Annotated in this window: 17 protein-coding genes; 5 read left to right on the forward strand and 12 right to left on the reverse strand. The window is 59.1% G+C overall.

All coding sequences use genetic code 11. The annotated features are described in order from the left end of the window. Nucleotide 1: 1 nt before the first annotated feature. Nucleotides 2–127 (reverse strand): hypothetical protein, encoded by a 126-nt coding sequence (locus tag ACIPSK_RS19655; protein ID WP_257785316.1) that lies wholly within the window; start codon nt 125–127, stop codon nt 2–4. A 128-nt stretch (nt 128–255) separates the two neighbouring features. On the opposite strand from ACIPSK_RS19655, the gene ACIPSK_RS19660 reads away from it, so the two are divergent. Next, nucleotides 256–684 (forward strand): DUF1515 domain-containing protein, encoded by a 429-nt coding sequence (locus ACIPSK_RS19660; RefSeq protein ID WP_162119613.1) that lies wholly within the window; start codon nt 256–258, stop codon nt 682–684. Between the two features lie 110 nt (nt 685–794). Here ACIPSK_RS19660 and ACIPSK_RS19665 read toward each other — a convergent pair whose 3' ends face one another. Both ACIPSK_RS19665 and ACIPSK_RS19670 read right to left on the reverse strand, forming a co-directional pair. Next, nucleotides 795–1,607: a Crp/Fnr family transcriptional regulator gene (locus tag ACIPSK_RS19665; RefSeq protein WP_446532960.1), complete on the reverse strand. Its 813-nt coding sequence runs from the start codon at nt 1,605–1,607 to the stop codon at nt 795–797. A gap of 172 nt (nt 1,608–1,779) precedes the next feature. Continuing rightward, nucleotides 1,780–2,016: a DUF6894 family protein gene (locus ACIPSK_RS19670; RefSeq protein WP_026154058.1), complete on the reverse strand. Its 237-nt coding sequence runs from the start codon at nt 2,014–2,016 to the stop codon at nt 1,780–1,782. A 666-nt stretch (nt 2,017–2,682) separates the two neighbouring features. Here ACIPSK_RS19670 and ACIPSK_RS19675 point away from each other — a divergent pair. Then, nucleotides 2,683–2,868, forward strand: coding sequence for a hypothetical protein (locus ACIPSK_RS19675; protein WP_017963404.1), 186 nt, complete (start codon nt 2,683–2,685; stop codon nt 2,866–2,868). 667 nt (nt 2,869–3,535) lie between these two features. Here the strand turns inward: ACIPSK_RS19675 and ACIPSK_RS19680 are convergent. The 8 genes from ACIPSK_RS19680 to ACIPSK_RS19715 form a co-directional block, all read right to left on the reverse strand. Further along, on the reverse strand, nt 3,536–3,736 hold the full coding sequence (locus tag ACIPSK_RS19680) for a hypothetical protein (protein ID WP_162119611.1): 201 nt from the start codon (nt 3,734–3,736) through the stop codon (nt 3,536–3,538). A gap of 397 nt (nt 3,737–4,133) precedes the next feature. Next, entirely contained in the window at nt 4,134–4,316 is a 183-nt protein-coding gene (locus ACIPSK_RS19685; protein WP_017963406.1) for a hypothetical protein, read from the reverse strand. Nucleotides 4,317–4,432: 116 nt separating this feature from the next. Then, the gene (locus ACIPSK_RS19690; RefSeq protein ID WP_162119610.1) at nt 4,433–4,669 is read right to left on the reverse strand and encodes a hypothetical protein; all 237 of its coding nucleotides are present in this window, start codon (nt 4,667–4,669) and stop codon (nt 4,433–4,435) included. Between the two features lie 207 nt (nt 4,670–4,876). Continuing rightward, a complete protein-coding gene (locus ACIPSK_RS19695; RefSeq protein ID WP_162119609.1) occupies nt 4,877–5,320 on the reverse strand; it encodes a pyridoxamine 5'-phosphate oxidase family protein in 444 nt (147 codons plus the stop codon). 85 nt (nt 5,321–5,405) lie between these two features. After that, nucleotides 5,406–5,552 carry a hypothetical protein gene (locus ACIPSK_RS19700; protein WP_168724993.1) on the reverse strand — a complete coding sequence of 49 codons (147 nt, stop codon included), beginning with the start codon at nt 5,550–5,552 and terminating at the stop codon, nt 5,406–5,408. Nucleotides 5,553–5,623: 71 nt separating this feature from the next. Next, nucleotides 5,624–5,986: a hypothetical protein gene (locus tag ACIPSK_RS19705; RefSeq protein ID WP_162119608.1), complete on the reverse strand. Its 363-nt coding sequence runs from the start codon at nt 5,984–5,986 to the stop codon at nt 5,624–5,626. Between the two features lie 79 nt (nt 5,987–6,065). Next, nucleotides 6,066–6,329, reverse strand: coding sequence for a DUF1488 domain-containing protein (locus ACIPSK_RS19710; protein WP_064248393.1), 264 nt, complete (start codon nt 6,327–6,329; stop codon nt 6,066–6,068). Nucleotides 6,330–6,469: 140 nt separating this feature from the next. Next, entirely contained in the window at nt 6,470–6,769 is a 300-nt protein-coding gene (locus ACIPSK_RS19715) for a hypothetical protein (RefSeq protein ID WP_162119607.1), read from the reverse strand. 190 nt (nt 6,770–6,959) lie between these two features. Here ACIPSK_RS19715 and ACIPSK_RS19720 point away from each other — a divergent pair, with 190 nt between their 5' ends. Both ACIPSK_RS19720 and ACIPSK_RS19725 read left to right on the forward strand, forming a co-directional pair. Continuing rightward, nucleotides 6,960–7,364, forward strand: a complete 405-nt coding sequence (locus tag ACIPSK_RS19720; RefSeq protein ID WP_162119606.1) for a hypothetical protein — start codon at nt 6,960–6,962, stop codon at nt 7,362–7,364. 72 nt (nt 7,365–7,436) lie between these two features. Continuing rightward, nucleotides 7,437–7,811 carry a hypothetical protein gene (locus tag ACIPSK_RS19725; protein ID WP_162119615.1) on the forward strand — a complete coding sequence of 125 codons (375 nt, stop codon included), beginning with the start codon at nt 7,437–7,439 and terminating at the stop codon, nt 7,809–7,811. Nucleotides 7,812–7,954: 143 nt separating this feature from the next. Here ACIPSK_RS19725 and ACIPSK_RS19730 read toward each other — a convergent pair whose 3' ends face one another. Next, nucleotides 7,955–9,460, reverse strand: a complete 1,506-nt coding sequence (locus ACIPSK_RS19730) for a DegQ family serine endoprotease (protein WP_162119605.1) — start codon at nt 9,458–9,460, stop codon at nt 7,955–7,957. A 548-nt stretch (nt 9,461–10,008) separates the two neighbouring features. On the opposite strand from ACIPSK_RS19730, the gene ACIPSK_RS19735 reads away from it, so the two are divergent. Beyond that, complete coding sequence (locus tag ACIPSK_RS19735; RefSeq protein WP_162119604.1) at nt 10,009–11,049, forward strand: LacI family DNA-binding transcriptional regulator; 1,041 nt, start codon at nt 10,009–10,011, stop codon at nt 11,047–11,049. The last annotated feature ends 161 nt before the right edge of the window (nt 11,050–11,210 follow it).

Here is an 11,210-nt window from a genome sequence, read left to right on the forward strand (position 1 = left end):
GTCACTTCGGCTCCGGCTGCTGGATGACCGGCGGCGGTGTCTCGCTCTTGCCGCTGCCTTGAATGAACGGCTTGATCACCGGAATGCTCAGGATCGACGCGACCATTACCCCGATGATGATCATCAATAACATTCTCATGGCCTTGCCTCGCGCCATACCGATCGACGCTGTCTTGCGGCATGTAAACTTCTACGCAAAATCCTAGGATTCAACATTCTCCGGTTGAAAACGTTCCATCCCCAGAGGGGAGATAGATGACATCCAATGACGATATTCTCCGCGCCCTCGGGCGTGTCGAGGGAAGGCTGACCGGCATCGAGGACAACGTCGCGCTTCTGCGCAAGGAGGTCAGCGACGAAAAGGTGAGTGCCCACGACAGCCGCGCCGTGCTCCACAAGCGGCTCGACGAGCAGGCCAGGCAGATCGCCCAGCTCGATACAAGGGTGGCGATCAGCGGCGGTGCGGACGCGCAGATCCGTGAGGAAATCAAAAGCCTGAAGGAGACTGTTGAGAAAAACCAGGAGGCGGTCGCGCCGGCGCTTGACGAGTGGAAGCGGATGAAGACGATCGGCTACGGCATTTCGGGGCTGATCGCCTTTGCTGGCCTGACCGTTGGCGGCGTGATCGCCTATGCGAGCGACGGCGCGGTAGCGGCGCTCAGGCACTGGTTGAAGATCAATTGAACCGCGGCCGTCGGTTTTGCGACAACGACAGCTGTAAAAACAAAGACTGAAGCGAGAGGAGCAATCTAAAGATTGCGAGGCGGTTCAAAGCCGCGCCAGCAGCCACCTCATCAATCAGCGGGCGAAGCCTGCTCAGCGGAGTTTGCTAGATGCGATCCCCGATTCTGTCCCCCCCCCTTCAAATTCAGCTCGAGGGAATGAACCAGCTGCTTGCCGTGGCCTTCGATCAGCCGCTCGTATTCCTGCTCCGGCACGCCGTAGCAGCCGCCTGCGATCTCGATCAGCTTGCTGCGGTCCGTGATGCGGACGTTGCCGCGTGTCGATCTGATCGCGTGCATGCCTTCAAGAATGTGCAGCTCATCGGTGACGCTCGCCCGCCTGACGCCGAGCATCAGCGCCAGGAATTCGTGCGTCAGCGGCAGATCATTGCCGTCAATGCGGTCGTGGCACATCAGCAGCCAGCGGGCCAGCCGCTGATGCATGTTGAATTTCGCCGCTGCCAGCGCGCTGTGGGCAAGCTGCAGCTCGCAGGTATGCACATAGCGCAGCAGCAGTTGCCGCACGTCGGGATGGTCAAGGACCGGAAGAAAATTCTCCGTCGCCACCTGAAGCCCGTGACCGGCCACCTGCATGAAGGTCTTGTTCGGCGTTCGCTCGACGCCGAGGACGACGGGGTAGCCGGCGATGCCCTCGCGTCCGATGTGGCGGATTTCAACGCTTTTGCCGTCGGCGCTTTCCACAACCATCGAGGCGAGGCCGCTTTCAAGAAAACAGACATGCTCGATCGGCTGGCGCGGCCGCACGAGCGAATGGTTGACGGGAAGGTCGATGGGCTCGAGAAGCGGCGCGAGACGCTCGAATGCATCCCTCGGAAAGGAGCGCAACAGCCTGTTCTTCACTCCGCTCTGCATCATCATCGTCATGATTCCACACCGCCTGCTGAATGACAAACGCGAGGTTAATCCCTTGGTTCAGGGATTTCACATTCTGTGCGGTTTTGACAATTGCAACGACCGACGATGTCTTGGAGAGCCGCAGCGCGACACCGAGCCAATCTCCTGCAGCGCGATGCCCGCTGCCGCGCGTTTGTGTGATTTAGTCCAGGCGGATGGCGGATCGGAAGGGGACTGTCGCGACCAGCGAGCCGTCCTCAGTCATGATCTCGAACGCACCTCCGTCTGCCGGATCGCCGGTACGGATCCTCTCCGCAATGATCTCGCGGGCGGAAAGGGTTGCTTCCTCGCAAGCAAGTTCAGGTGAAGCGAGGTCAATGCCTTCCGAATCTTCCTCGAAGACATCATTCCTGCGGACGTGGAAAAAATATCTTGGCAACTTGTGTTCCTCCATCAATTGAGATGGCCCGCCTAACTCCGCTTGCGACAAATTGTTCCTCCCGATCTTCAGACGAGCGCCACCCCAGGGGACCGAGCGTTGTTACAAAAAACGCCCCACCAAAGCGGGGCGAGTTGGGTTTTCTTGGGAGTTGGCGGGCCGCACGGAGAAATCGAAGTGCATGGTCGTTAAACCTTCCTCCGCACGACCCGGCGCCCTTACGCCGGCGAAAGGCTCTTGTTCCCGGCCGACCGCATTTTTCCATTCATCGCAGCAATCGTTCTGCTGCCGCCGGCAAATGCACCGGGGATAGCCTCAACGATTTGCAGGCTGCCGATCTCCGGCGCACCGACGTCAGCAATTGTCGCCTGGCGTCGCGCCGGCGCAAAAAAAGCCCCGCGTGAGCGGGGCAAGGATGGAAAGGCGGATTGGGGCGTGCATTCCCATCATCCTCGCGCGTAACTCGGCGGCGGCGGAAAAGTTCCAGCTACCGATACAATCTCTGAAATTTTCCAGAAAGCGGCGAAGCCCACGAGCTTTCACGAGACGGAGCAAACGGAACCTGGCCGCACGAAACTCTTGCCACCTTCTGTAAAGATCAAATTTAGCATCTGCTAACGAACAAAATGGCGGCGTGTCGGTTTTCCTCTCAAGGAGGAAACAGTCATGAAGACCATGAACAATCGCCAAGTTCGCATTCCCGGACCGCGAGAGCATGATGTTGCCGAACATTGCCGCAAGTTCGGGATCGGCCCGGCGGAGGAGAAGAAGCTGAAGAAGCTTCTCGGTCCCCGGGCGCCGCTCCATGAAATCCACGCGAACGCTCCGCCGCGCCAACCCAAGTGGCGTTAGGCCAGGAGACGTGCGACGCGGTTCTCCAGGAATGCATCAAACAAAAGGTGAGAGCGGTTCGGTCCATGAAAGCTGAACCGCTCTCGTTTGTGGGGGGGGTGCGACAGGCGGAGCATATGAGTGCTTCACGCCGCATTACGGCAATGACTCAAAGATTGAGCGAAACGGAAGGTGCCGCGAAGGCGGGTGAAAGAGCTTCTGTTGCCCGGATTTTCAACAATCGATTTTGTTTGAGACCTGGACATAACTGCTCGGCTTGCTCCATCTGGATTCGCTGAAGGCCCCGCTCCAGCGGGGGTTTTCGTTGGCGTTGCGATGCGCCTGTCGGTTTTCGCCCCGCGGGAGTTTATCGGTGTGACGGTCGCAACGTGCCCGGGCAGGTTGTTGATGGATCGTGGCGTCGCATTTTTGCCGGGGAACTTCCGACAAGATCAGGGGTTTTGGCGGCGGATCGCGCGGCAGGTCTCGTCTCCTGTACCACTGCTACCCCTGCAGTTGCTGCGCGATCCACTGATGCAAGCGCGATGATAGGCGCTTTGCTCCCGGCTGTTGCCGGTGGGCTATGCAGCAGTCACTCGTCACCTTGATGTTGAAAGTTCCCACCGTCGAAGACGCCCCGACCTCAGCACCTGCGCTGGCACACGAAGGCACAGGTGCGGGCCAGGAATCAATGCCGTGGGCGCCGCGACAGCATGAGGATGTAGTCGTCGGCGATATCGGCAATCACCATGGCGGCTTCAGCGGCCGTATATCCTTTGCCGATGGCGTCGCTGACGATTTTCATGACGGCCGGCTCAAGCGCTTCCCGACAGTCGCACAGACTTTCGACATGCGGGCATTTTGCACGAAATTCCAAGACATTGTTCATGACATACCCTCCATTTTGATTGAGCTCGGCCCCTATGCATGGAAGCCGGCCTTTCCACGAAAAGGCAGGCAACAATTCCGGCGAGCTGCTTCAGGAACCAGAAGTGTTTTCCTGAAGCTACGATGGCATAGGCCCCGATGTATTCAAGCGCATGCTGATATTAAGGTAAGCCAGTAGGGTTAATTCGTCCGCTGATGTTGCATCGTGGCATCGAAAGCAGATGCAGGCCAGCCGCGGCTAATGCATCGGCCCGCAAATCGGAATCGATCTTCGGAAGCACGATGCGTCGATCCAAAGTGTTACAGCGCCGCGCGGCTGAAAAGACGCGCGGCGCTGTCATGCATGTCCCTCAAAACTGTGTCTTAGGACGAAGGTATGCATGAACGCCTGTATGGCTTCAGACGCTGATGCGCCGGCCGGCTTTATCAGCCTCTTTGCGATTGGCGCCGTGCTTTTCGATGATGCCTTTGGCATCCTCGTTGGAAATGCGGTGTTTCTTCGCGAAGTAGATGACGTCGTAGGGCCCGTCAGTCGCGGCCGCTTTGGCCGGCTGGGCCTTTTTCGTTGTGTCATTGGTCATGATTTTTCCTTTCAAGGCAATGTGGCGCCGGACATCAGGTCATGTCAGCGCCTATTCTCTCCGGAACGAGGATCGGAGAACCGTCACCCTCAATCCGGCATTGGTCGAATGCCGTTTTATCGATGCGCCCGGGCGGTCTTGTGTTTTTCCCAGATCTGCGTCGCCTGCGCTGCGATCCCGGTCTTGTGGAAGCGCAGCAGGTGAAGTCCTTCATTGCGTCGTTTTTCGTCGAAGGCGCTGTTTTCATAGTCGGAGCCTTCGACAATGCTCTCGCTTTGAAGAACGGCCTTCAATTCCTGCACATAGTGTCCGGTGATGTTGAAAAGGGCTTCATTCTCGGGTGTGTCTGTCATCGTTTTCCCTGTGGGTGGTCGTGTGGCATTGAACGCGATGCTGGTTCAGCAAGCCGCGTTGGTAAGATGCATCAAGCAATCCGCGCCCCTATGGGAAGGCTGGTATCGGACAGCGCTTAGCCGTGTCTGTCTGGAGTTCCATATATCGTGCAGCAAAGCCGCGCTAAGAATCGATGGTAGAGGCGCGGCAGGTCTGAAGACGGCACCTTAAACCACTTGGCGTCCCGATACCACGTCAATCGAAATGCCGAAGAATATGGAGGGAGCAGGCTTGTCTTCGCTCTCCGAGTTTAGAGCAAGCGATCCGGGTTCCCACCAAAACGGTTGCTTCTGCAGCAGAGACCAGGCGTGGAGGCGTTCGTCATGCCGGGCCGGCGTATCGGTCAGCTCATCATAGGTGCCCTGAACAAGCACGCTCTTCCACGTTCGGTTTTCGCCGAATTCTTCAACCTGAACACAGGCGGGTGAATGGGCCCGCAATAGATCAATCTTCAGGCCCGGCATGGAAAATATGAAAAGCCGGTCTTTTTCATAGGCATACTGAATGGGAACGATATAGGGATATTTTTCGCCGAGACATGCCAAGTGGCCACGGGTGTGGCCTGCCAGAAAGGCGAGGCAATCTTGTTCACCCATTTCTCGCAGTTGCATCGCACTATCCAATTCCGTCAGCGTTTCAGTCCTTCATTTGATCGGCAGCAGAGCGTCTTGGCTCGCCGCAACAGTCTTGCAGCGCCTACCAGAAGACATCCTTGAAGATGATATAGACGATAAAGGCGAGACAGATTGCCGGTGTCGATTTCACCAGAAAGTCGATGTACCGGAACTTGCCGATATGCTGAGCGAGGCGTTTCCACGAATGGATGTTTACCGTGGAAGACATCATGCCCTCCTTTGGTTGGGGCCGGGGAACTCTGATCACCCCGGGAAGCAGTACCCGTTCACAAGCTGCCACTACACCAGATATGGGCGCCAAACATCTGCGCTACAAGGCGTGGCGGGTTGCCGGTCCGGCAGAGAGATCCCGCTGCTGTGCACGATCGCAAAGGGTGGCGCGGAGGGGCCAGGATTGCTGGGCACGTCCACACACAATTGCCCTTCTACCTCAACCATCGCTTCGATCAGTTTCAGCCGATCGAGCTTCCGCCGTTGATCGTCGTAGAGCCTGCTGAGCAGCGCATAGGCCGATCCGGATGGTCTGCCTTTGCGCAATAATTTCTTGATCACCATTTCCTGATCGGCAACGCGATGCGCCGCCTTCGCGATATGGCGACGTGCCAGCTTCAGGTCTTTCGGGCGGTATCGTGTCGAAACCATATGCTTTTCTCCCCCTGTCTCATCCGGCAGTAGCAAGATGATCGCCGGTTCAGTTCGCCGACCGCACGCCTGCCAGCGGTCAGCGAAAATCTGCGGCCGTGAGCGTGAAGTTGTTTCCGCGCCGATGTTGATAGGCCCGCGATGCGGCTTCCTGAATCGAAGAACGCGCTGCATCAAAGGCATTGAGATAGGCGGCTTCGGAAGAATTGTGGGTAATCGCGTTGCCGAGGGCTGCTTCTTCGACCAGAAACCTGACTTCGAACATGCCGTCATAGCCGGTGAAGCGGACACCTTTTCGCGCTTCGTCGAAGCTGCGGCTTCTGTTGGGGAAAATAAGTGTCATTGCGGTTATCCTTGGAAGTGGGCGCGGCCGACCTGCGGAACTCGGGCACCGGTGATGATGATGGATGCACGAGGGAGCGAGCAGCTTGATGCCAAATGGTTGGCGATCAGCCTGCCTGCATGTCCGAGCGTCGCCAGATATCAGTGGATGGTCTGCACGATGACCCGGTTTTCAAGCAAAGCTTCCGATGTCTTGATCAAGCGCATCGTACCCGTGATAACCTCATCGGAATAGAGCGAATCCGCACGGGAAATTTCGTCCGTCATATCGCGGAGAACTTTGTTGATCTCCAGCAGTGGCGGCACGAATTCCACCAATCCGGCGGCTGCCAGCCCGTGCGTCAAACGCGCGATCGCCTCTCTCAGGTGTTCGACCAGTGCACGCCTTTCCATCGGCAGTGCCGACGGCTTCGCGAGGGTCGCTTCATCGTTGAACTGCATGATGCGAATCCTCCTGTCACTAAAATGGGTTCCGCCACGCCATTATCAATGGCTGCCGCCGAATGAGGTTGCGGTCAGCTGGCAATAAGCGCAAGCTGATTCATCGGCGGGCACAATACGGGCACCGCTGCTTGGGGCGCGCCAGTGACGCTAGCGCCAGTGAACCCTAGCCCCAACGAAGGAGGACGCCATGTCTTCCACATCAGATCAGTTTTTCGGTGTCGACAATTTGAGGATGCTGGACCGCATCCTCCGAAAGGCCGGCTTTCGCGGCGGCGAAACCCATGCGGCCGATGAGGGTGAGATCACCGCCACAAGTTTCCTCATTGATTGTTTCCAGATGGGCATCGTCGATGAGGCCGCGTTGAGGTCGTCGCTGAAAATGTATCTCGCGACACAGTTGAGTTCCGGCCCGCTTCCGCAGGCAACGGAAGACGCCTCCTTTGCCCGATGGCAGGATGACGGCGGCGCCCCGGTGAAAGCCTACCGGATCGCGCGGTATACGGCGTCCGGGCGTGCGGACGCATCGCTGCGGTCGTCAGGCTATCGTTTTCCCAAAACCAGACTGCCTGAACGAATGTCCGAGATCCCGTGAACGGGCCTGCGGCGATGTCGCCGATACTCCTCGATCAATCGTCGCGATGACATGACGGACAAGGAAGAAGACATGTCTGGGATTCCCGCCGATCAAAAGGAGAGGGCCAGGAAAAGCAAAATCATCGCCTTCTTGCGGAAAATCGCAACCTTAAGCCCGACTGCAGACGATCTCATAGCGCAGGCGCGTCAAGCGCGGTCATCGTCGGCGGAGCAGGGGATCGATAGTGCCGACAAGCAAGCCTATGGCCTGGCGCGTCCACACAAAGGTCCGTTCGATAACGCGACGGCATTCAGCGCTTCCACCTACGACCATGATCTCCCGACGCGGCAGCAATTGGAGGCTGCGCAACGCAGCCAATCCGATGCGGTAAAACAGCAGGAAGCAAACCGCCAAAGCGGCAGATTCCGCATGCGCGCAAAGAGCACGAAGCTGAAATCTCCCTGAGCAGCAAAGAGAGGAGCGGATGGCGTCCTAAAGTTTTCTTGCCGACCGAGCGATGCCTGGCTCCAAGGCCTTTCCGCTCCGGTCCGTCGAAAAGCCCGCCTTAGGCAGGCTTTTCCTGTTTGCGGCAAAAGCTCGGGCGACCGTCAGGCTGCCCCAAACGGCACGGCGACGAAGGTCTTGTTGCCGTCGCGTTCGACGAGCAGCAGCACCGACTTGCGGCCGGCCTTGCCGGCATCGGCGATTGCGGCCTTGACGTCACGGGCGTTATGGACCGGTCTGTCATTCACCGAGACGATGACATCGCCGGACTGGATGCCGGCGGCAGCCGCCGACTTGTCCGGGGCGACCTTGGCGACCACCGCGCCACTGATCGAGCGCGGCAGGTTGAGCTGCTGGCGCACGTCGGGTGTCAGGTCGGCAAGGCCGATGCCGAGGCTCGGCTGGCCGGTGCTTTGGCCTTGGGTGTCCGGACTTTCGGCCGCGGCCTGTTTCTGGCCGTCCTGATTGGTGCCGACGGTGACGTTGAGATCGATGCTCTTGCCGTCGCGCCAGACGCCGAGAGCTTCCTTGGCACCCGGCGAAAGGTCCGCCACCAGGCGCGACAGGTCCTTCGGTGTCTTGACGCTCTCGCCGCCGACTGAGGTGACGATATCGCCGGGCTTCAGGCCGGCATGGGCGGCTGGCGTATCGGCAGTGATGGCGGCGACCAGCGCGCCGCCGGTCTTGTCGAGGCCGACGGCATCGGCGACATCTTTGGTGACCGGCTGGATCTGCACGCCGAGATAGCCGTGACTGATCGAGCCATCCTTCTGCAGCCTGGCGACGATCGCCTTCGCCTCATCGGAGGGAATGGCGAAGCCGACGCCGACGCTGCCGCCGTTCGGCGAATAGATGGCGGTGTTGATGCCGACGACATTGCCGCTGCGGTCGACCAGCGGGCCACCGGAATTGCCATGGTTGATCGGCGCGTCGATCTGGATGAAATCGTCATAGGGTCCGCTGTGCAGGTCGCGGCCGCGCGCCGAGACGATGCCGGCCGTTACTGTGGTGCCGATGCCGAAGGGGTTGCCGATCGCCAGGATCTGGTCGCCGAGCTTCAGCCTGTCGGAATCGCCCCAGCCAATGGTCTGCAGCGGCTTGCCCGCCTCTATCTTCAGCACGGCGACATCGGATTTCGGGTCGGTGCCGATCAGCTTGGCCGGCAATTCGGTGCCGTCATCCAGCGTCACCTTGATGTCGACGGCATTGTCGATGACATGGTTGTTGGTGACGATCACCCCGTCGGGGCTGATGATGAAGCCGGAGCCGAGCGCCATTGCCTGCTGCGACGGCCGGTTTTTCGGCGCCTGGCGCGGCAGCGGGATGCCCTGGTCCTCGAAGAACTGGCGGAACTGCTCGTCCATCGGCGACTCCTGCTGGTCTACGCTGACATCGGTCGTCTTGACAGTCGTGGTGATGGTGACGACGGCAGGTTTGTCGGCATCGACGATGGAGGCGAAGGAGCCGCTGGGGGCGAGAACGCCGCCGGTATCCGAAGGCGCGGCAACGGCATTGGAGGCGTTGATCGCAACGGGCAGGCATGCCGCGCCGGCGATGATGGCGGCCCCGACAAGGGCTGCGGTGCGATGGTTGCGGAGGATGTGTGACATGGTGGTGATCCTTGGGCGGTGGTCCCTGGCGAGAGCGTTGGCTTTGGATGGCGTCGTGGTTCCATGTCCTGGGACCTGGCGTCGGACGGCGTTCGGCGCCAATTCCTTCTGGAAACGCGCAGTCGTCGAGGGGCGGCGACCGGGGGGAGAGAAGAAATGGCGCCCGGGATTCATATGATCCCACCAAGCAGATTTACAAATTAAAGTTTGATCATGTTTATATTGCCGATTTGTAAGATATGATCGGAATTTAATCTTCGCTCATGCAGCGTTTGAGCTTCTCGAAAATTCCGGCTTGATTTTGCCTCGCTTGGCGGCCGCCGCGATGTTTTTATTCGACAATAAATGGACTTATTCCTGGAGGCGGTGATCCGATCGCCGCATGCGTCCGTAATTTGCCGGCAGACGATCCTGTGCTCTTTCTGGAATTGTATTCCAGATTCCATTGCGAATATAAAATGTTAGTAGACTCTAAATTATTTCTTCTTCAAGAAGTAAAGGCCGCGATTCGAGGGCAGGCGAGTCTCGCGGGCGACGTATAAGGGGGGATGAGGGCAGCAGTGGAGCGGGGGCGGAAAGCCAGGCGCGGCGCGCATGTGAAGTTGAGCGATGTGGCGAAGAAGGTGGGGGTCAGCCCGATCACGATTTCGCGCGCGCTTCGCAATCCCGAAATTGTCTCTGAGGATTTGCGCCAGACCATCCTGCGCACGGTGGACGAGATGGGGTACATCCCCAATCTCGCCGCCCGGGCTCTGGCCGGCCGCCATAACGGCATCATCGGCGTCATCACGCCCGCTTTGCACCAGCATGGCTTTGCCGGCTTGATGATCGGCATCGAGGATTGCCTGCGCGCCACCGAATTCCGCGTGCAATATTCCAGTACGCTCCACAATGCCGACGGCGAGGCCGGCGAGCTCAGATCCTTCCTGACGCAGAAGCCGGCCGGCGTCATCATCGCCGGCGCCGAAGCCTATGGTGATCTCCTGCCGCTGATCGAGAATGCCACCTGTCCGATCGCCCATATCACCGATCTCAACCAGGAGCCTGCAAGGCTGGTCGTCGGCCTTGATCATCATGCGGCAGGCGCCGAACCCACCCGCTTCCTGCTGTCGAGAGGCTATGAGAGGATCGGCTTCATCGGCCGCGGCACGGATATTCGCTCGCGCCGGCGGAAGGAAGGCTATCAGGCCGCGATGCGGGAAGCCGGCCGTTTCGATCCCGATCTCGCCATTGGCGGAGATGAGGGAAGCAGCAGCACCGGCCTTGGCCGGGAGTTGTTTGCCCGCCTGTTGCAGCGCGTGCCGGATATCGATGCTGTCTTTGCCCAAAGCGACGATCTGGCGCTCGGCGTGCTCATCGAATGCGCCGTGCGTGGCATCCGCGTGCCGGAGGATGTCGGCATCTGCGGCTTCAACGATCTGGAATTTTCAGCCTTCACCCAGCCGACGCTGACGACGGTGCAGATTCCACGCTACGATATCGGCTACCGCGTCGCCGACATGCTGCTGCGCGCCATCCGCGGCGAACCGCCCGGCGAAGACAAGGTCGATTGCGGCTTCTCGATCATCCCACGCGGCTCGACGCGATAAGCTGTCCCGTTCGCGCGAATGGCTGCCCCTCACCCTAGGGCCGATCGACATTCATGGTATCCAGATCATGATCGCAGCGAGATGGATGAATCCTGTGAAGTGAATAGTTCGACGTTCGTAGCGTGTGGCAAAGCGTCGGAAGTGTTTCAGGCGATTGAAGC

This window comes from Rhizobium sp. LARHSG275 (genome assembly GCF_052871115.1).